General features: G+C 69.6%; 11 protein-coding genes. 8 read left to right on the plus strand and 3 right to left on the minus strand.

Going from position 1 to position 21726, the window contains the following annotated elements; translation table 11 throughout:
• Positions 1-227: 227 nt before the first annotated feature.
• A complete protein-coding gene (locus D456_RS0109830) occupies positions 228-2381 on the plus strand; it encodes a protease PrsW (RefSeq protein WP_017576004.1) in 2154 nt (717 codons plus the stop codon).
• 437 nt (positions 2382-2818) lie between these two features.
• The gene (locus D456_RS0109835; protein WP_239643798.1) at positions 2819-3718 is read left to right on the plus strand and encodes an SAM-dependent methyltransferase; all 900 of its coding nucleotides are present in this window, start codon (positions 2819-2821) and stop codon (positions 3716-3718) included.
• A gap of 270 nt (positions 3719-3988) precedes the next feature.
• Here the strand turns inward: D456_RS0109835 and D456_RS0109840 are convergent, their stop codons facing one another.
• A complete protein-coding gene (locus D456_RS0109840) occupies positions 3989-6328 on the minus strand; it encodes a molybdopterin-dependent oxidoreductase (RefSeq protein ID WP_026115732.1) in 2340 nt (779 codons plus the stop codon).
• Positions 6329-6467: 139 nt separating this feature from the next.
• Between D456_RS0109840 and D456_RS0109845 the strand changes: the two genes are divergently transcribed.
• The 3 genes from D456_RS0109845 (at position 6468) to D456_RS0109855 (ending at position 9679) form a co-directional block, all read left to right on the plus strand.
• Positions 6468-7418: an HpcH/HpaI aldolase/citrate lyase family protein gene (locus D456_RS0109845; RefSeq protein ID WP_017576007.1), complete on the plus strand. Its 951-nt coding sequence runs from the start codon at positions 6468-6470 to the stop codon at positions 7416-7418.
• A gap of 90 nt (positions 7419-7508) precedes the next feature.
• Positions 7509-8204: a response regulator transcription factor gene (locus tag D456_RS0109850; protein ID WP_017576008.1), complete on the plus strand. Its 696-nt coding sequence runs from the start codon at positions 7509-7511 to the stop codon at positions 8202-8204.
• Positions 8205-8209: 5 nt separating this feature from the next.
• Positions 8210-9679: a sensor histidine kinase gene (locus D456_RS0109855; protein ID WP_017576009.1), complete on the plus strand. Its 1470-nt coding sequence runs from the start codon at positions 8210-8212 to the stop codon at positions 9677-9679.
• Positions 9680-10675: 996 nt separating this feature from the next.
• Here the strand turns inward: D456_RS0109855 and D456_RS0109860 are convergent.
• Positions 10676-12595: a trypsin-like peptidase domain-containing protein gene (locus D456_RS0109860; RefSeq protein ID WP_017576010.1), complete on the minus strand. Its 1920-nt coding sequence runs from the start codon at positions 12593-12595 to the stop codon at positions 10676-10678.
• A gap of 256 nt (positions 12596-12851) precedes the next feature.
• Between D456_RS0109860 and D456_RS0109865 the strand changes: the two genes are divergently transcribed.
• Positions 12852-13457, plus strand: a complete 606-nt coding sequence (locus D456_RS0109865) for a response regulator transcription factor (RefSeq protein WP_026115733.1) — start codon at positions 12852-12854, stop codon at positions 13455-13457.
• 221 nt (positions 13458-13678) lie between these two features.
• Positions 13679-14644 (plus strand): DMT family transporter, encoded by a 966-nt coding sequence (locus tag D456_RS0109870; protein ID WP_017576012.1) that lies wholly within the window; start codon positions 13679-13681, stop codon positions 14642-14644.
• 118 nt (positions 14645-14762) lie between these two features.
• On the opposite strand, the gene D456_RS0109875 is transcribed toward D456_RS0109870, so the two are convergent.
• Complete coding sequence (locus tag D456_RS0109875; RefSeq protein WP_026115734.1) at positions 14763-16934, minus strand: SpoIIE family protein phosphatase; 2172 nt, start codon at positions 16932-16934, stop codon at positions 14763-14765.
• A 364-nt stretch (positions 16935-17298) separates the two neighbouring features.
• On the opposite strand from D456_RS0109875, the gene D456_RS0109880 reads away from it, so the two are divergent.
• Positions 17299-21717, plus strand: coding sequence for a HAMP domain-containing protein (locus D456_RS0109880; protein WP_017576014.1), 4419 nt, complete (start codon positions 17299-17301; stop codon positions 21715-21717).
• Positions 21718-21726: the final 9 nt, after the last annotated feature.

Below are 21726 nucleotides of genomic sequence, written 5' to 3' on the forward strand. Positions count from 1 at the left end.
GCGGTGTTCTCCGTTCTCCGGGGCGGCCCCGGCCCTCCCGGCCCGAGCCCGCGGCGCCCTGACGCCGCGGGGCGGAGCTCCCGGCGGGTGCGGGGCGGGGCGCACACGCAACGGGACGGGCGTGGCCCCGTCCCGAGACCCGCCGCTATGCTCGGGCGGGCCGAGCCGGGCCGAAACGCCCAGGAGGGTCGGCCGTGTCGTATACGCCCCCCGGTACGAGGACCTTCATGGAAGACCAGGCGATGCTGACCCGAGACCTCGTGTTGCGGGTCTGCGCCGGACCGAGCGAGCTCGACCCCGCATGGATCCGTTCCGACGGGAAGGTCACGACACCCTTCCTCGTGCCCCGCGACCGCAACCTCGTGCAGGCGATCATCGACGCCGGGCGCGCAACGGGCGTGGACCGACTCCTGGTCTGTCGCACCCGGCCGCAGCACTCCTACGAACCGGTCACCCAGATCCCCCTGGACACCGATGTCCTCATCGACCTCGTCCGGGGATGGGGACGTGAGCCGACCGATTTCCTCGTGTGTGTGGAGGACTTCTCCGCCGCCGTCCTGGTCACCTCCACCGAACTGACCGTCGCCGCCGGCCCGGCCGACTTCGTGCGCGAACTGGTCGGCGCCGACATCCCCCAGGCCCGGCGCAGGTTCGGCAACCGGGCCCGTGCCGAGGGCGGCCCCGAGCTCCAGCGCGCCGCGCAGACCTACCGGTGCCTGCCTGCGAACGCCAAGCACGCCCGTTCCCGGGGGCCCGGGCCCGACCCGGCCGAACGCATCGCCCGCGGTGTCAGCGGTTTCAGGGAGAACGCACCCGGGGCCGTACGCGCCGCACGTGCCCTGCGCGGTGCGTGGAGCTGGCTCATGATCGCCGCGCTCCTGGCGGTGCCGTGGTTCCTGCCTGAGCTGGGTGTGGCCCTGCCGGTGCTGTTGACCACCTACCTGCTGCTGTTCCAGATCTCCTGGGCCGCGCGCTCGCGCACCGTCGCGTTCGCGACCCTGTTGCGCTTCACCGCCGTCGGGTTCGTTCTCGTGTGGCCCCTGGCCCTGGTCGAGGGGACGCTCGCCGGGGTGCTCGGTCTTGACCCCTCCGGTGTGTACGCCCACACCTACATCGCCGTCACCGTGGAGGAACTGGGCAAACTCGCCCCGCTCCTGCTCGTTCCCGTGTTCGCGCACCGGAGGACCCGCCGGCTGGCCGCCGTGGACCACCTGTTGCTCGCCGCCGCCACCGGGGCCGGGTTCCAGCTGGCCGAACGCCTCTTCGTCCGGATCCCTCCCGGCGCCGACGGGCCCATGGCCACGGGCGGGATCCTGCTGCCCGGCAGCGGGCTCGTGGCCGGGGCGGGGGAGGACCTCACCGTGTTCGCCGGCCACGCCGTCACCAGCGGACTCCTCGGCGGTGCGCTCGGGCTCGCGATCGTCGGACGCCGGGGATGGCTGTGGACACTGCCGGTGCTCGCGGCCGCCGTCGCCCACCTCGACCACCTGGCGTTCAACGCACAGGTGTCCGGCGCCGCGCTGCACCCGGCGACCGAGGTCGTGCACACCCTTCTGGGCGGGGGCTCCCTCACGGTCGGGTTCCTGTTCCTGCTGCTCGTGTGCGCTGTGGCCACGGATTACCGGCTCATCGCGACCGCCGCGGAGTCCACCCCGCCGCTGCCCGGGCAGCCGCCCATGGCGCCGTTGCGCCGCTGGACGCGCGGTCGTTCGGTGGCGTGGCGTGTGCGGGTACCGGCCGACATCGCTCCCACGTTCCGGCGCATGGCCCTGTGGTGGGTGGAGCTGCCCACGGTGCTCGCCACGACCGTGTCGATCATCGTGCACGAGCTCACCGTCGCTCTGATCGCTCTGCGCCGCGGCCCTGCCGTGTACTGCGACACGTTGCGGTTCCTGCGGTGGCGGCGCGCCAACGCGATGGGGGAGGCCCGTTCGCGCGGGCGCGAGTGGCGCCACTACCCGTCCGAGGACGAACTGACCCGCGGGGCACGCGACCTCGCCCGCCGGATCGGCCTGGCCGCCACAGGGGGGATCACCGGTGGGACGGCCCTCGCACTCGTGTTCCCTCTCGTTGACGCTCCGCCCCGGAGCGGCGGGGCCTACGCCCTCGGCGCGCTCACGCATCTGCAGCAGTGGCTGGCCGGTCTGGGCGCCGCGGACCAGGTGTGGGTGGCAACCGCTCTGGTCGCCGTGCTGAGCCTGCTCACCGTTGGGAACGGGGTCCCGCACGCGCACCCCAGGGCCGGTTCGTTCCTGCGTACCCCCACCGCGAACTCGGGTGCGGTGTTGGGGATGTTGGCCCCCGGACAGGTGGGGTACGCCGTCCCGAGCCTTGTCGGCCTGGTGCTGCCGCGCCGGATCGAGGGTCTCTTGTACCGCTGAAGGCCCGTTCCCGCGTCAGTCATCGCCATGACCGCGCCAGATCGAACGCTGAGAGCTCCGTGGCGCTTCGTGGGGGCTTGGTAGCGGATGGGTGGTTTCGAGTCGTTTGGGGTGCATGTGACCGGAGTGGTGGCGTCTACGACCGTGTGTAGAAATGATGGATGTGATCGAAATCTCATATGTCGCGAAGGGGCGTACTTGTGTGTGGATTTTGCGCTCCTCAGGTAGCGCTTCCCGGGGCGCTCGTCCGCGCACGCGAATCTTCCTGTGCAAGCGCTTTCACCAGCACTGGTACCGCTCCCGGCGCATGTGGTCCCGGATGGCTCCGACGCCGCTCCGGGCGACATGGTTCTGCACTGCTGGTTGGGAAAATTTGTGAACATTTAACAGAAGTTGTCGCCGCTTGGCACTAGACCCGTGTCGAAATGTCCCCTTCAATGGATCAGGACCTAACAGCGATCATAAGGAGAGGGACCATTAACCGTCCGGTTCAAGACCCCGAGTATTCGACCGCCGTCCAGACCGCACGGGACTACTACAACAGCACCGATGCTGACACCTTCTACTTCACGATCTGGGGAGGGACCGACATCCACGTCGGGCTCTACCGTGGAGTGGAGGGGCTGACCGACACCGACGACATTCCCGAGGCCAGCGCGCGGACCGTCGAGCGTATGGCCAACTACATCGGCCCGGACAGCTCCACCAGGATCCTGGACGTGGGTGCCGGCTACGGTGGCTCGGCCCGTCACCTCGCCGAGAAGTACGGCTGCAAGGTGACCTGCCTCAACCTCAGCGAGGTCGAGAACGAGCGCAACCGCGAGGCCAACCGCAAGGCAGGGCTCGACCACCTCATCGACGTGGTCGACGGCGCCTTCGAGGACATCCCGTACAAGGACGACAGCTTCGACGTCGTCTGGTCCCAGGACGCCTTCTCCCACAGTGCAGCCCGGGACCGCGTGGTCTCCGAGGTCGCACGGGTGCTGGTGCCCGGAGGCCGCTTCATCTTCACCGACCTCATGGCCCACGACGACACCCCCGTGGAGACGCTCGGCCCCATCCTGGAGCGGCTCCACCTGACGTCCATGGGCACCCTCGGCTTCTACCGGAAGTCCACCGCTGCCGCGGGCTTCAAGGACCTGGGCTTCGATGACCTGAGCGCCCAGCTGCCCCTCCACTACCGGCGCGTTCTGGAGGAGACCGAGCGCCGTGACAGCGAGCTCTCCGGCAACATCAGCGCCGAGTACCTGAAGAAGATGAAGGCCGGTCTGCGCGAGTGGGTGGCTCGCGGCGATGCCGGTGACCTCGCGTGGGGGATCCACCGCTACCAGCTCTGATCCCCCGCCTCTTCCCCCGTGTTCCGTGGGAGCCCGGCCTCGCGCTGCGGCTTTCACGGCCCCCGGAAAACAAAGAGCAAATTCTCTTATTGTCGACAAGGTGCACCGTTTAGGCCCTTAGAAGGGCGCTAAAGAGGTGGCCGAAATTAACGCTGCTGTGACCCGCAGTGGTGAATTCGGCTCCCTCTCGGTTTTCGGTGACCTGCCCGGCGCGCATTGCGCGCAGGAGAACGCCCGCACGCCAAAGGCGTGCGGGCGTCGCGGGGAAATTCACCCCACGGGAGTCACACCCACGGGCGGATCGAACGCCCGCACCGGAGGCAACCGGTCCTCGGGACCGGCGAAGCGCTCCAGACGCACCCGCAGCAACTGCCCCGTACAGCCCTGGCTCAACGCCGAGGTCCCCACGTCCGCCGTGAGCGCGTTCGGGTTCCCGTGCACACAATCGGCCTCCGTCGAGGACGGGTCGTACCAGGCGCCGGTCGACAGCTGCACGACCCCCTCACTGACCGCATCGCTCACCACGACCCCGGCCAGGCACGAACCCTGCGCGCTGCTGAGCCGCACGACGTCGCCGTCCGCGACACCGTACGCCGCAGCGTCGGCGGGGCCCAGGCGCAGCGGTGCACGGCCCCGGACCTTCTGCGACATGCTGTGTGCGCCCATGTCCTGCTGTCCGTGCAACCGCCCGCTCGGTTGGTTGGCCACCAGGACCAGCGGGTACTCGCCCTCCCGGTCGGCCACGGCCGGCCCGGCCAACCACACGGGGTGGCCCGGGCAGTCCTCCAACCCGAAGGAGTCGATGGTCGAGGAGAACAGCTCGATACGCCCACTCGGCGTCTGCAGCGCGTTTCCTTCCGGATCCGCGCGGAACTCGGCCAACAGAGCCTCGTCGTCCACACGGCCGGGCATCTCCACTCCACCCTCGGCCCGGAACGTGTCGAAGGGGACCACCTCGAAGCCGTTGCGGGCCATCGTCGCCCGCCACTGCTCGTAGATGTGGCGCATCCACTCGCCGCTCGTACGGCCCTCGGTGAACCGTTCCCCGGCCCCCAGGCGCTCGGCCAGAGCGGCGAAGGTGTCGTACTCGTCGCGGGCCTGCCCGTGCGGTTCCACGGCCCTGGCCATCACCCGCACACTCAGGTCCCCCTGGCTCGTGGCGATGTCGTCGCGTTCCAAGGACGAGGTCGCCGGAAGGACGATGTCGGCGTGGCGGGCCGAAGCGGTCCAGTGGGTCTCGTTGACCACGATCGTGTCCGCACGTCCGAAAGCACGTGTGAGCCGCTTGAGGTCCTGGTGGTGGTGGAAGGGGTTGCCACCCGCCCAGTACACCAGACGCAGATCCGGGTACCGGCGCTCCTGGCCGTCGTACTCGTAGAGCCCGCCCGGGTTCAGCAGTGCGTCCGAGATGCCGGTCACCGGGATGAACTCCGACACCGGGTTCTCCCCCTGCGGCATCCGGGGGAGCCCGAGCGGTGTCGACCCGCCCCCGTAGGTACCGACGGAGCCGTACCCGCAAGCGAACCCGGCTCCAGGAAGCCCGATCTGCCCCAGGCATGACGCCAGCGCGACCCCGGCCCACAGTGGCTGCTCCCCGTACCGGGCCCGCTGGACCGACCAGCCGACGTTCACCAGGGTGCGTTTCTCGGCCATCTGCCGCGCCAGCGAGCGCAGTTCGTCCGCGGGTACCCCGCTCACACGCTCGGCCCACTCAGGGGTACGGGCCAGGCCGGGCCCGTACCCGCGCTCGTCACGGTCGCCCAGCACGTAGGACCGCACCACGTCGGCGCCCTCGGTGTAACGGTCCAGGAAGCCGGTGTCGGCCAGGCCCTCGGTGAACAGCACGTACATCAGGGCGAGCATGACCGCGGCGTCCGTGCCCGGGCGTACCGGTACCCACTCGGCCTTGACGTGCTCGGGGATGTCGTCGCGCAGAGGGGACAACGACACGTACTGCACACCCGCGTCGGAGGCCTCCCGCATCGCCGGACCCGCGGTCTGGGCGGCGCGGCCGCCCGAGGCGTTCCACGTGTTCGACAGCCGTAGGCCCCCGAAGGTGACCAGAAGCTCGGTGTGCTCCTGGATCTGCTTCCACGTCGGCGCCCGGTGCAACAGGCGGGGGACCGACGGAGCGCCCAGGATCCGGGGGAAGAGGGTCTCGATCGCGCCATGGCTGTAGGTCGTGCGCGAGCGGGTGTACCCGCCGATGGAGTTGAGAAAGCGGTGTACCAGGGTCTGCGCGTGGTGCACCCGGCCCGCACTGCCCCAGCCGTAGGAACCGCCGTAGATCGCCTGGTTCCCGTGCTCGGTACGCACCCGGTCGAGCTCCTGCGCGAGCAGGTCCAGGGCCTTCTCCCACTCGACCTCGACGTACTCGTCCTCTGGGTCGCCCCGGCGCGGATCGGGCCCGGGGCCGTGGTCCAGCCAGCGCCGGCGCACGGTCGGGCGCGCGACCCGTGTCTTGTGGTGCTGCGCTGCGGGAACGTTGTTCATGATGGGGGCGGGCGCCGGGTCGTCCGGGTTCGGGCGCACATCCACCACCCGTCCCTCGTCCACGACCACCTGGTAATGACCCCAGTGCGCGCTCGTCGGGTGTGCTCTCGCACCCATCCCGATTCCTCCCTCGAATCCTCACATTTTGCCCATACGGGACCGGAACTCACTCTACGCATCGGACGCTGCGACGATGGGAAGCGCGTCCTGGGAAGGGACGAAGACGGAACTCGCTGTAACGGAGTGGTGGCGGAACATGGCTGAACTCAGGTCGCGCAGGTCGGTCCTCGCAGTCCCCGGGTCCAACCCCCGGTTCGTCGAGAAGGCGCGGGGGCTCGACGTGGACGCGTTCTTCCTCGACCTGGAGGACGCCGTCGCGCCCCTGGCCAAGGCCGACGCCCGCGAGACCGTCGTCGAGGCGCTCAACGAGGGCGGCTGGGGCGGGAAGATCCGTTCCGTACGTGTCAACGACATCGCCTCCGAGTGGTGCTACCGCGACGTCATCACCGTTGTGGAGGGAGCCGGGGACCAGCTCGACACCCTCGTGCTGCCCAAGGTCACCGCCGCCCGGGACGTGCACTGGCTCGACACCCTCCTCACCCAGATCGAGCGCGCCCGCGGCCTGCCGGTGGGGCGCATCGGCATCGAGGCACAGATCGAGGACGCTCGCGGACTCGTCGACGTCGACGCGATCGCCGGTGCCTCCCCGCGCGTGGAGACCCTGGTGTACGGGCCCGCCGACTTCATGGCCTCCCTCAACATGAGGTCCCTGGTCGTGGGGGAACAGCCGCCCGGTTACGACGTCGGCGACGCCTACCACTACATCCTCATGCGCATCCTCATGGCCGCCCGTGCACACGGTGTGCAAGCGGTCGACGGCCCGTACCTGCAGATCAAGGACGTGGACGCGTTCCGCCGGTCGGCCGGACGCACCGCAGCCCTGGGCTTCGACGGCAAATGGGTGCTGCACCCCTTGCAGGTCGAGGCCGCCAACGAGGTGTACGCGCCCGGCCAGGAGGACTACGACCACGCCGAGCTGATCCTGGACGCCTACGAGCACGCGACGACCGTGGACCGGCGCGGGGCGGTGATGCTCGGTGACGAGATGCTGGACGAGGCATCCCGGAAGATGGCGCTGGTCGTGGCCGGCAAGGGACGCGCCGCCGGAATGGTGCGCACCAAGGGGTTCACACCTCCCGAGAACTGACTCCGTCCCTGCGCAGCACCGCTTCCGGCCTCCACCGGGCCCTCGGCGCGCTCTTACCGGCCTCTCACCCGGATACGGCAGCATGGCGCCATGGAACCCACGTCCACCGTGCTCGTAGCCGACGACGACCGTGCCATCAGGGACTCCCTGGAGCGCGCGCTCCAACTGGAGGGCTATCGCGTACGGACGGCCGAGGACGGTGTGCGCGCACTCGCCGAGGTGCACGCCGAACCCGTCGACCTGCTGATCCTCGACGTCATGATGCCCGGTGTGGACGGGCTCGGCGTGGCCAGGGTGCTGCGGGCCGAGAACGACCGCACCCCGATCCTCATGCTCACCGCTCGGGTGGAGACCCCGGACCGTGTGGCGGGACTCGACGCGGGCGCCGACGACTACCTCGCCAAACCCTTCGAACTCGCGGAACTGCTCGCCCGGTTGCGGGCCCTGCTGCGGAGGGCCACCCCCGCGACCGAAGCGGGCGAGGACGGGCCGTTGGCCGTGCGCGGACTCCGTATCGACCCGCGGGCCCGCCGCGTCTGGCGCGACGACCGCGAGGTCGAGCTGTCCAAGACCGAGTTCGACCTCCTGGAACTGCTGGTGCGCAACGCCGGTATCGTCCTGGACCACACCACCATCTACGACCGGATCTGGGGTTACGACTTCGGCCCCGAGTCGAAGAACCTCGCCGTCTACATCAGTTACCTGCGCCGCAAGCTGGAGGACGACGGGCCACCGCTCATCCAGACCGTACGCGGTGTCGGGTACACGATCCGACCCGAGGGGTGAGTCCCGTGACCGATCCGGACACCCGACGGACCGACCACCACCGGACCGGTGTGCTGCTGCACCCGAGCAGTTGGCGCCTGGGAACCCGGTTCGCGGTCCTGTTCGCGCTGGTCGCCGCTGTCACCATCGCTCTGGTGGGATCGCTGGCCTACACCACGGCCGCGACTCTGATCCGTACCGACGTGCAGAACGAGTTCGAGAGGACCGTCGGCGAGGTCGCCGACGCGGTCGTGGACCGTTACGAGCGCGACGGAGGGCTGGGGCCTTCCGGTGCGCTCATCGTCCCCGGCGGCCACTCACAGGTGCAGTACCTGGGTCCCGACGGCAGTCGCACCGTCGCCGTGGCCGACAAGAACACGACGGAGATCCTCAAGTTCCCGCCCGAGCAACGGGACATGGAAGTCGCGGGTGCTCAGTCCCCCGGCGAGGTCGACATCCGTGAGGCGGAGGCGGACGAGAAGCGCCTGCGTGTGGCCACGGTCTCCCTCGGCGACGGCACCGGCGCCGTCCAACTCGTGCAGCGGATCTCGCCCACCGAGAGCATCATCGACCGCCTGGCCACCCAGATCCTGTGGGTGGGGTTGTTCGTGGCGCTGTGCGCGGCCGCGGTGGGCTGGCTGGTCGGCCACCGGATGACGGACCGCCTCGTGCGGCTGACCGACGCCGCGGAGTACGTGAGCTCCACCGGGCGCCTGGACCCGGTCGCCCCCGACGGCAACGGCGGGGAGACCCGCAACGGTGTTGGAGGACACGACGAGGTCAGTCGGCTCGGGGACGCGTTCAACGCGATGCTCGCGCGCCTGACCCGGTCGAAGGAGGAGCAGCGCAGCCTCGTCCAGGACGCCGCACACGAACTCCGCACGCCTCTGACCAGCCTGCACACCAACGTGCAGGTGCTCGGCCACGCGGACCGCCTGACCCCGCCCGCACGCGACCGGCTCATCGACGACCTCCAGGGGGAGACCCGAGAGCTGACCGGTCTCGTCAACGAGCTCGTCGGACTGGCGACCGGTGACCACGAGGACGAGGACATGGTCTCCGTCCAACTCCGGCACGTGGCCGACCGTGTGGCCAAACGGACCCGTCGGCGTACCGGTCGGGACATCGTGGTCGATGCCGACGACAGCGTCGTGTGGGGCAGGCCCGGATCGCTGGAGCGCGCCCTGACCAACCCCGTGGAGAACTCCGCGAAGTTCGACCCCGACGGGGCACAACCCATCGAGATCTGGGTGCGCGACGGTGTCGTCGAGGTGCACGACCGGGGGCCCGGCGTGGACCCCGGGGAGCTCGACCGTGTCTTCGAGCGTTTCTACCGGGCCACGGAGGCCCGCGGGTTGCCCGGTTCCGGCCTGGGACTGTCCATGGTGAGCGAGATCGCCCGCGCGCACGGGGGCGGCGTGTTCGCACGGAACCGGGAGGGCGGCGGTTCGGTCATCGGTTTCTGGCTGCCGCTGTCCACCCCGCCCGAGCCCTGATCCGGACGACTGAGGAGAGCGCTCAGCCATGTGAAGGACTGGGCCTCAGCGCAGGTGCACGGTGCAAGGTCTGCCCCGCCACAAGAAACCCAGACGCTCCACCACACAAGGGGCCGAGCCCCAGCGCAGATGCACGGTGCAAGACCTCCCCCCGCCACAAGAAACCCAGACGCTCCACCATATGAAGGGCTCGGCCCCAGCGCAGGTGCACGGTGCAGGCTCTCCCCTCCCCCACGGGAGACAGGTCCGCTCAGCCACAGTCATCGCGGGGTGCGCGCCCCCGGTGCCACAGAAACCCCGGAGCCCACCAGCCATGTGGGCACAGAAGCGCGTGAGCCCGCACCGTGTCTTTGGGCTCAACCGGGGGAAGGCCCCTCCCCCCAAGGAAAGGGAAGAGACAGAAACAGGCCCCCGCCCCAGGGGGTGTCCGCGCTCAACCACACGAAGAGCCGAGCCCCAGCGCACCTGCACGGTGCAAGGTCTCCCTCCCTTCAGACTCTTCTTCTTTTTTCAGGGTGTGTTCGTGGTTTTACGTCTGCGGCCCCGTGCCCCGCTCCTGGGGCCGGGCCTTGTCTGTGGCCGGGGTCCACACCCCCTGACGCGCGGCTCTGTACGCGCCTTCTCCCCCTCCTGCGGGGAGGGGCCTTGCCCCGGCCGAGCTCAAGGGCAAGGCGCGGGCTCACGCGTCCCCCGTGCGTTGGGGGTCGAGGGGCTCCGGGCGTCCAGAGACCGCGTAAGGACGGCTCGGGAGACCACCGCGCGGAACGCGCATGGGGGCCTTCGGCCAAAGGGGCGACGCACCGCGCGAAGACTGTGGCCGAGCAAACCTGTCTCCTGCGGGGAGGGGAGACCCTGCGCCGTGCACGTGCTCTGGGGCTGGGCCCTTTGTGTGGCTGAGCGGGCCTGGTCCCTGTGGGTGAGGGGAGAGCACGAGTGAGGGGCCCGGGTGTGGCGAACCCCGAGCCCCTCGACCGGACGAATGAGAACCGGTGACCCTCAGTCCCCTCCTTCGCCCTCCTCAGCACTCGAAGAGCTCTGCTCGCCGAGTGTCACCCGGACCTCTTCTTCATCACCGTTGCCCCCGCGCAGGACCCCGAGGGAGATCTCGTCGCCGGCCTGGCTCGAGCGGATCTCCGCGATGAGTTGGTCGGGTGAGCTGACTTCCCGGTCCTCCACGGCGACCACCACGTCGCCGGGCTCCAGGCCGGCCTCATCGGCGGCGCCACCGTCGCTGACCTCGACGATCTGCGCACCACCCGCGAGGTTTCCGGTGATGGTCGCCTCGATCGCGGGATAGCTGGCGCTGCCGTCCTCGATGAGCTGCTCGGCGATGGGCTGCACCTGGTTGATCGGGATCGCGAAACCGAGCCCGACCGAGCCGCTCTCCTGTGAGACCCCGGCGATCGCGGTGTTGATACCGACGACCTCTCCGGCCATGTTCACCAGCGGTCCCCCGGAGTTGCCGGGGTTGATCGCCGCGTCGGTCTGGATCGCGTTGATCACCGTCGAAGTCTGGGTGTTCTGGCTCTCGGACGCCCCGGTGTTGACGGGCCGGTCGAGCGCACTCACGATGCCGGTGGTCACCGTGCCGGAGAGCCCGAGGGGCGAACCGATCGCGATGACCTCGCCGCCGACGCCGACCTGGTCGGAGTCGCCGAGCTGCGCGGGGGTGAGACCGCTCTGCCCCTCGGCCTGGATCACGGCGATGTCGGAGACCGGGTCCGAACCGAGCACCTCGGCACGGGCAGCGGAACCGTCGTTGAACAGCACCTCGAGCTGGTCGTTCTCGGCGGCCTGCACCACGTGGGAGTTGGTGAGGATCTGTCCGTCGGAGGAGATGACGACGCCACTGCCTCCGCCGCCGGAGGCCTGGATGGAGACCACGCTCGGCAGGACCTGCTCGGCAACGTCACCGACCTCCCCCTCGGTGGCCGTGGATTCGCCTTCCTGGTTCAGCGAGCTCACCGGGGACCCCAACCCGCCGGAGAACAGGAACGCGCTCCCCACAGCGACGACCGATCCGACGACGAGGCTGGTGATCAGGGCGGTGATCGCCGCGACGGTGATCACACGGCCGGTGCGCTTGTGCGGCCCCTGGTACGGGTGCCCCTGCGGATGGCCCGGCCCGTAGGGCGGCATACCTCCGGGCGGTTGCCCCTGGCCGCTCATCCCGAAGGAGGCCGTCTCACCGGGCACGCCCTGCCCCCCGGGCGGCGGGGTGTGGCCCGCGTAACCGCCCGCGAAACCACCGCGGTAGGCGGCGTAGGCGTCCTCGGGCCGGCTGAACGAACTGGTGTCCCCGGGCCCGGACGGCGATTGCCATCCGGACGCACCGGCGCCTCCGTGTCCGGACGGCGATTGCCATCCGGACGCACCGCTGAACGGGCCTCCCGCCCCCGCAGGGGGCCCGCTCTGCTGCCCCGCGTGCGAGGCGAACCCGGGATGCTCCTCGCCGCCGGAACCGGCAGCCCACCTGGGTGGCTGCTGCCACGGTGCGGAATCACCGGGGGTGGTGGGGATCCCGGGCGGGACGGGCGCGCCGGAAGCCCCTGCTCCACCGGGCGCAGCGGAACCGCCGGGCGGCGTGCCCGGGGCGGACCCGCTGAGCTCCCCCTCGGACTCGCCCTCGAAGAGCTCGTCCTCGAAGGAGCGCGACGCCTCGTCGGAGCCGCCCCCGCGGACTCCGGTGGCGCCGCCGTCGTCGGAGCGCGGTTCGTCCGCGCTCTGCCCAGCCCGTTCGTCCTGTTCGGGCCCCTGAGGCTGTTGAGGGTTGTGCTCGTCGACCCGTCCGGACCCGTCCCGGGGCTCCTGTTCGCTTCCCCCTTGAACGGAGGGCTCGGACGGACGCTGCTCAGGGCCCTCGTCCCCGGCCGCCTCGCCGGGCTCGTTGCCCTCGTGGGGTTCGTTGGGACTCAAACTCATCCTCCGACTGGCCGGACGGTGTCTACTGGTGTTGGTCGATGTCGGGAACCATCATGCTCCGGGTGGGTTAGAACCGGGTGAGAGGCCGATACAGCGGGGTTTCGAGTCTGCTCCGATCTCCGCGGCCCCGCCGCCGACCGGGCCCACCCGGTACCCACCGTGACGATCCGGCATCTCTGAGAACAACCCGACGTAATGTCCGGAAACGATACCGTGTTGTGGCTGTTCACACATGGGGAAAGGCCCGGCCTTGATCAATATCGTGCTCGCCGATGACGAACACCTCGTGCGCGGAGCCATCGCCGCCCTGCTGGGCCTGGAGGAGGACCTGGAGGTGGTCGCCCAGGTCGGCCGCGGTGACCAGGTCGTGGAAGCGGTCCATGAACACGGGGCACGGATCGCCGTGCTCGACATCGAGATGCCGGGCGCGACGGGACTGGAGGTGGCCCGACAGTTGCGCACGTCGGTTCCCGACTGCGGGGTCGTGGTCCTCACCAGTTTCGGGCGGCCGGGATACCTGCGCCGGGCCCTGGCCGCCGGGGCTCGCGGGTTCCTGGCCAAGGACGCCCCGGTGGAGCAGTTGGCGGGGGCGATCCGCAAGGTCCACGAGGGCGGGCGTTACATCGACACCGAGCTCGCCGCGGCTGCGATGGAGGGTGGGGAGAGCCCGCTGACCGACCGCGAGACCGAGGTGTTGCGCGCGGCTTCCGACGGTACGTCGGTCGCCCGGATCGCCGGCCGCCTGCACCTGTCGGAGGGCACCGTCCGCAACTACCTGTCCAACGCCATCGGTAAGACGCAGGCCGACAACCGGATGGCGGCGATCCGCACCGCACAGGACATGGGCTGGCTCTGACCGGTCGCTCGCGGTCCGACCGCGTCCCGTCTCCCGACCGCGTCCCGTCTCCCGGCCGCGGACCCCGCCCCGGCCCCCGGCCCTGGCCCCCTCCTCCGGCCGTGCTGTTCCCGGAAGCTGTCCCCGTGTTCCACGCGGGAGAGGCCCTGTGATCGGATGAAGCTCTGTCCGCCGCAGCCCCTCCTCCGCCCGAAGCCTTGCCCCAGGAAGAAGGACCCGACGTGGCCTCGTCCCCTCCGCCTTCGGCCCGACCCCCGGGCCCGACCACCGCCGAGGGCGGTGCGGCCCAGCGCGGGTTCGTACTGCTCGTGTTCGCGGGTGTCCTGTGGGGGACCGGCGGGCCCGCGGCGGCGGTCCTGCAGACCGACCACGGGCTGTCGAGCATGTCCGCGGCCGTCCACCGCCTGCTCATCGCCGGTGTGGTCATCGGCCTCGTCCTCCTGTTCGCGGGACGGCTCCACCGCACGGCCTGGTCGCGCCCGCTCGTGGGGCGCCTGCTCCTCAACGGGGTGCTGCACGCGGGCTTTCAGCTGCTCTACTTCGCATCCCTGGCCCTGATCCCGGTGGGGCTCGCGACGCTGGTCAAGATCGGGAGCGTTCCGGTCTTCGTCACGGCCGGGGTCTGTCTGACGGCCCGCCGCAGGCCCACGGTCGTACTCACGGTCCCGGTGGTGCTCGCGGTGGTGGGCCTGTCCCTGCTCGCCGGGTTCCCGAGCACCGACGTCCCGCCCGCCCAGGTGGCGGCCGGCCTGACGTGTGCGCTCGGCGCGGGCCTGGCCTTCTCCGTGATGGGCCTGGTCAACCGTCGTCCGGTCGAAGGACTGGACGCCCTCACCAACGCGGGCCTGGGCATGCTCCTGGGCGGCGTGTTGCTCCTGCCGGCGGCGCTGGTGTTCGGTGTGTCCGCTCCGCTCGGCCCGCAGGCGCTCGGGCTCCTGCTCTTCCTCGGACTCGTCCCGACGGTACTCGCCTACCTGTCCTATTTCACGGGACTGCGGACGGCCTCCGACACCGGTGTGGCCGTGGGCACCATCGCCGAACCGCTGACCGCGGCCCTGCTGTCGGCGGCGCTGCTGGGCGAGCAGATGACGGCAGCGGGTCTGGTGGGCGCGGCCGTCCTGGTGGCCTCGATGGGCGCCGAACCCGTGATGCGCCGTGTGGAGAGGCGGCGGGGACGCACCTCCTGAGCCCGGCGGTACCGGCCACAGGCGAACCCCGCCGACTGGGTTCCCAGGAGCACAGCCGGCGCCCTGCGGCACCCCGGGAGCACTGAGGACCGCCGGGGCCGCGGGAGCGGTCCACGGCCTAGAGGAACCGCAGCACCAGCATCGCGGTGTCGTCCGTGCTCCCGCCGGGCGCGTACTCCTCCAGTTCCCGGTCGATACGGCTGATGACCGCCTGGGCACTCAGCCCTTGTGCGTGGCCGAAGATCTCCAGCAGCCCTTCCTCACCGAGCATGTCGTTGTTGTTGCGCCGCTCGGTGACCCCGTCGGTGACCGCGAGCACCAGCTCGCCCGGCCGCACCATGTAGGTCTCGGTGGCGAACCCGACGTCGTCGAAGGCGCCCAGCAGCGGTTGTGAACTGCCGAACGTGGAGGCCTCGCCCTTCTGATCCAACCGCAACGGCAGCGGGTGGCCGGCCGAGACCATACGGACCCGCATGCCGCCCTCGTCGTCGTAGTTGGGCGTCATCTCGCCGTAGAGCATCGTCAGGAACCTGGTGGAGATGCTCTCCTCCAGGATCGCCAGGTTCAGCCGGCTCATGATGTCGGCCGGGGCCAGGCCCTCCTTGGCCAGGGCGCGGAGAGTGTGGCGGGCCAGACCGGTGATGGCTGCCGCCTCCGGTCCGGTCCCGCACACGTCGCCGATGGCGAAGCACCACCGGCCCTCCTCGGCCTTGAACACGTCGTAGAAGTCGCCGCCGACCACGTTCTTCTCGTCGGCGGGCCGGTAGTACACGGCGTGGTCGACGCCGGGGATCACCGGTTCCTTCTCCTTTGCCGGGAGCAGGCTCCGCTGCAGCGCCTCGCTCATCGCGGCCTGGCGTTCGTGCAGGCGTGCGTTCTCCATCGCGGAGGCCACCCGGCGGCTGAGGTCGTCGGCGACGTCGACGTCCTCCCGGGTGAACTCGTCGGTGTCCTCCTTGCCGATGGTCATCCGTCCCAGGGGACGTCCGTGCGCCACCAGGGGGATGCTGATCGCGGGACCGCGGGCGAGCTCGTGCACGGCCTGATCGTCCAGGCCCTCGGCGGACAGCTCGGCGGAGGTCCAGAGCGCCTGCGGCACACGCTGTTCACGCGGAGGCAGGGTGGCCAGCAGGGACCGGAGCACGTCGTTGAGGTTCTCGTCGCCGTGCACCACGTGCGTCAGCTGCGAGATCCCCAGGTCGTTGGTGGTGTGGATCGCACACCAGCGGCCGAGCCGGGAAGTGATGAGCTGGGCGGCCAACGCACCGGTCATCCGTTCGTCGAGTGTGCCGGCGAGCAGGTCACTGGCCTCGGCGAGGAAGCTCAGGGAGGCACGGCGGGCCAGCTCCACCTCGGCCAGGCGGGAGCGTTCCACCGGCAGCGCGATGAGGTCGGCGCCCTCCTGCAAGCGTTTGGCGGCGGCGTTGCCGAAGTGGCGGGTGCGTGTGGAGGCGACCCCGAGCAGCCCGGTGACACGGCCGTCCACGATGAGCGGCGCGGTCACCAGCGAACGCATACCCGCCCTGGCAAGGGCGCCCCGGTTCGCGCGGGCGATCATGAGGTCGTCGTTGATGGTGGGGCCCGGTTCGGGAGCGGCCGAGGGGAAGGCCTCCTCGGTACGGATCCGGATCGGCCGCCACGGGGCACCGCCCGAGGTGAGGCCCACGGCCGCACGCACTTCCCACGTCGTCTCGTCGGAGGTGGCCAGCGCTATGTAGGCGGCGTCCCCACCCAGAGCACTGGTGGAGTGCTCGACGGTGCGCTCCAACAGCTGGGGCAGGCTCAGCCGCGACCCGAGCGCGGAGTCCAGCGCTGACCAGGCGCTGGGGCGTGCGGGACGCGAACTGCCCTTGCGTACCTGCGGAGACTGCAGGGACGGCTGCTCGCTGGGCTGGTCCTCCAGACGGAACCAGACGGCCTTGTCGCTGCGGCCGTAACTGACACCCCAGCTGGAGGCGATCGCCGAGGCCAGGGCCAGGCCCAGACCTCCTACCCGCTCGTCCCCGTCGGAGGGGGAGGTGTCCACGGACAGTGGTCCGGCCTGGGGCACGGGGCGTTCGGGTGCGGAATCGGTCACCATGATCTCGGTGGAGCCCTCGCCGCGGCGTACGGTCACTTCCAGGCTCGAGCGCGCATGGATGACCGCGTTGGTGACGAGCTCGCTGACCAGCAGGATCACGTCGTCGAACGGGTCGGGGACACCCCAGCTCAAGAGGGTGTCGTGAACGAACTCACGGGCGGCCGCAGCGGTTTCCGAAGCAGCTGGGAACTCTCGTCGAGCGACCTTCAACGCGTCGTGTGGTGGCAAGCCGTCAGTGTCCTTCGTCGCCGGGCCGGGGTGGGGTGTCACTGACACGATACGCGGACGTGACCCCCGCGTGGTGGTCCTCCCCCTGGCCCTGCGTACGGAGGAGTCTGCGCAACTGGCCTGTGACGCTCGGCGCGGCCGGTTAGTGTAAGTCGACACATCCGTTTCTTTCGGGTGGTACTTCGTGACGGTAGCGTGACGAGGTGTCACCGAGGCTGCGCGAGGGCACGTCCGTGCCTTCCGCCTCCCCGCGGAACTGGGGTCTTCCCCCTGTCCCGGGGCGGGTGCGGGTGCTCTGCCCGGGGCCGGGAGGGGGACGGGTGACAGCAGGTTGAGGAGGGGTCTGATGCCCGAGGCGGTCAAGGGACTGGCCGACGAACAACTCGACGAGATTCTGCAGGCTCTGTACCGGATGCGCGACGGTGATTTCAGTGTGCGCCTGCGCAAACGCGGCAACGGCACGATCCGGGAGATCGCCTCTGTCTTCAACGAGGTGGTCGACCACAGTGAGCAACTCAACAGTGAGTTGCAGCGCGTGGGTGAGGTCGTGCGCGAGGAGGGCCGTCTCGGCGAGCGTGTCACGGTCAACCCCGCGCGGGGTGCGTGGGCCGAGAGCGCCCGTGCCGTCAACGACATGATGGACGAGGTCTCCGAACCGGTCAGCGACGTCGCCGACGTCCTCGTCTCGGTCGCCGCCGGTGACCTGCGCCGCCGTGCCTCCACCGACGGGCGCCGCGGTGAGCTCAAGGGTGACCTGCTGCGCCTGGCCAACACCGTGAACCAGATGGCCGACCAGATGAGCGGCTTCACCGACGAGGTCACGCGCGTGGCCCGCGAGGTGGGTACCGAGGGCAAGCTGGGCGGTACGGCCCGCGTCGACGGCGTCTCCGGTGCCTGGCGCGAGGTCACCGAGTCGGTCAACCAGATGTCGAGCCGCCTGACCGACCAGGTCCGCAACATCTCGCAGGTGACGACGGCGGTCGCGCGCGGTGATCTGAGCAAGAAGATCACCATCGACGTGCAGGGTGAGATGCTCGAGCTGAAGGACACCGTCAACACGATGGTCGACCAGCTCTCCACCTTCGGTGACGAGGTCACGCGCGTGGCCCGCGAGGTGGGTACCGAGGGCAAGCTCGGCGGCCGGGCGAACGTGCGCGGGGTCCAAGGCATCTGGAAGGACCTCACCGAGAACGTCAACTCGATGGCGGACAACCTCACCAATCAGGTGCGCGACATCTCCCAGGTCACCACGGCAGTGGCCCGGGGTGAGCTCACCCAGAAGGTGCAGGTCGACGTGCAGGGCGAGATGCTCGCACTCAAGAACACCGTGAACACCATGGTCGACCAGCTGGACTCCTTCGCCGACGAGGTCACGCGCGTGGCCCGCGAGGTCGGTTCCGAGGGCAAGCTCGGCGGCCGCGCCAACGTCAAGGGCGTGTCGGGGATCTGGAAGGACCTGACCGACAACGTCAACTCGATGGCCAACAGCCTCACTTACCAGGTCCGCAACATCTCGCAGGTGACGACCGCGGTCGCCGAGGGTGACCTGAGCAAGAAGATCACCGTGGACGCCCAGGGCGAGATGCTCGACCTGAAGGACACCATCAACAAGATGGTCGACCAGCTGGACTCCTTCGCCAGCGAGGTCACCAGGGTCGCCCGCGAGGTCGGGACCGAGGGACAGCTGGGCGGCCAGGCACACGTGCGCGACGTCTCCGGGGCCTGGAAGGACCTCACCGAGAACGTCAACTCGATGGCCAACAACCTCACCTACCAGGTGCGGCAGATCTCCATGGTCACGCGCGCGGTGGCGGCCGGCGACCTGACCAAGAAGGTCACCGTCAACGCCAAGGGCGAGATCCTGGAGCTCAAGGACACCATCAACGTCATGGTGGACCAGCTCTCCGCGTTCGCCGACGAGGTCACGCGCGTGGCCCGCGAGGTGGGAACCGAGGGACAGCTGGGCGGCCGTGCCGATGTGCGCGGGGTGCTCGGGATCTGGAAGGACCTGACCGACAACGTCAACTCGATGTCGCACAACCTCACCACGCAGGTGCGCAACATCTCCGAGGTCACCACAGCGGTCGCGGGCGGCGACCTGACCAAGAAGATCGACGTCAGCGCGCAGGGCGAGATCCTGGAGCTCAAGACCACCGTCAACACCATGGTGGACCAGCTCTCGGCCTTCGCCACGGAGGTCACCCGGGTGGCCTACGAGGTCGGCAATCAGGGCCAGCTGGGCGGTCAGGCCAGGGTCGAGGGTGTCTCCGGGACCTGGAAGCAGCTCACCGACAGCGTCAACGGCCTGGCCGGCAACCTGACCACACAGGTCCGGGCGATCGCGGCCGTGGCCAACGCCGTGGCCAAGGGCGACCTGACCCAGAACATCATGGTCGGCGCCCGCGGTGAGATGGAGCAGCTCAAGGACAACATCAACCTGATGGTGTCCAACCTGCGCGAGACCACCGAGACCCAGCGCGACGCCGACTGGCTCAAGTCCAACCTGAACCGCATCTCCGGGCACCTGCAGGGCCACCGCGACCTCAACGAGCTCTCGCGCCTCATCATGGAGGAGGTCACTCCCCTGATGAACGCCCAACACGGTGCCTTCTACCTGCCCGCGGACATGGACAACCAGAAGACGTTCCGGTTCTTCGCCGGTTACGGCTTCGAACCGTCCGAGGGGCGCCGCACCCTCAAACGGGGCGTGGGGCTGGCCGGCCAGGCCGTCGAGCAGCGCACCGAGCTGCAGATCCACAACCTGCCCGAGGGGTACGTCGACGTGCACTCCGGCCTGGGAGGCGCGCAGCCGCAGTACCTGTTCATCCTTCCGATCATCTCCGAGGAACGCACCCTGGGTGTGCTGGAGTTCGCCTCCTACGACGAGTTCAAGGAGATCCACAAGAGCTTCCTGCGCCAGCTGGGGGCTCTGGTGGCCACCACCATCAACACGATCCTGGCCAACAGCCGCACGGAGATGCTGCTGGAGCAGTCGCAGCAGATGGCCAACCAGCTGCGCGAGCGTTCCAACGAACTCCAGCGCCAGCAGGAGGAGCTGCGCGGCAAGAACGCCGAGCTGCGGCAGAAGGCCACCCAGCTCGCCAACCAGAACCGCGCCATCGAGCTGCAGAACCAGCAGATCCAGCGCTCCAGGAACGCCCTGGAGGAGCGTGCCCACCAACTCCAGGTCTCCTCCAAGTACAAGTCGGAGTTCCTGGCGAACATGTCGCACGAGCTGCGCACGCCGCTCAACAGCCTGCTGATCCTGGCCCGGTTGCTCGCGGACAACGGCGAGGAGAACCTGTCCGACAAGCAGGTGGAGTTCGCCCAGACCATCCACAAGGCCGGCAGCGACCTCCTGCTGCTCATCGACGAGATCCTGGACCTGTCCAAGGTCGAGGCGGGCCGCGTCGAGGTGCAGCCCGCCGAGGTCTCCATCAGCCAGCTCATCGACTACGTGGAGGCCACCTTCCGGCCCGTCACCGGCGACCAGGGCCTGGCCTTCACCGTGGACGTCTCACCCGACATCCCCGACTCCCTGTGGACCGACGAGCAGCGGTTGCAGCAGATCCTGCGCAACCTGCTCTCCAATGCCGTGAAGTTCACCCCGCAGGGCGAGGTCCGGCTGCTCATCGAACCCGCGTGGGCGCTGGAGGACGCCGACCTCGACATGTTCGTGGAGAACGAGGAGGTCATCGCCTTCACCGTCGCCGACACCGGGGTCGGGATCCCCGAGGACAAGCTCCAGGCGGTCTTCGAGGCCTTCCACCAGGGTGACGGCGGTACCTCGCGCAGGTTCGGCGGTACCGGGCTGGGGCTGTCCATCAGCCAGAACTTCGCCCGGCTGCTCGGCGGGGAGATCCGTGTGCAGAGCGTGGCCAACCAGGGGTCGACCTTCACGCTCCTGCTGCCCGTCCACGTACCTGAGGAGACCGGGGAACCCGAGGAGCGTTCACTCATCACCCCGCCGGTGGCGATCGAACCGGTCCCGAACACCATGCCCGAGGACGTATCGGAGGACACCTCCGAGGCCGGCAGCGTGCCGAGCCCCGAGGAATCCGCCGGTGCCATGCCCGACGAGGAGTTCGACGACGCCATCCGGGCGCTGACCGACATGGGTGAGGACGATCCCCTCCCGACCGTCCCGGTGCTCAAGACGGCCGAACAGAGCGAGACCGCCGAGGCCGAGGCGAAGGACGCGTCCTCCTCGGCGGAGGCCCGTACCGACCCCGAACGCAGGGCGGTCCTCAACGGCCGGCGGGTCCTCATCGTCGACGACGACGTGCGCAACGTCTTCGCGCTCACCAGTGCTCTGGAAGCGCAGGGCCTGGAGGTCCTCTACGCCGACAACGGCCACGAGGGCATCGAGCGCCTGGAGACCAACGAGGACATCTCCCTGGTCCTGATGGACGTGATGATGCCCGAACTGGACGGCAACGCCACCACCAGGGCCATCCGGGACATGCCCCAGTTCGCCGATCTTCCCATCATCTCCCTGACGGCGAAGGCCCTGCAGGGCGACCGAGAGCGTAGTCTGGCCGCGGGCGCCACCGACTACGTGACCAAGCCGGTCGACCTCGACCACCTTCTGGACGTCATGCGACGCTGGCTCACGGCCGATCCCGCCGAGGCACGTGCGGGTGCGGCGGCCGAGGATGCGGCGCTCCCCGGAGCTGAGGGGGGAACGGAGGCTTCCGCTTCCGGGCAGAACGGCGACACGACCGAGGACGCCAGGAACGACACAGAGAGCCACGGGGACGGGTGAGACCGACCG

The organism is Nocardiopsis kunsanensis DSM 44524 (genome assembly GCF_000340965.1).
Lineage (GTDB): Bacteria > Actinomycetota > Actinomycetes > Streptosporangiales > Streptosporangiaceae > Nocardiopsis > Nocardiopsis kunsanensis.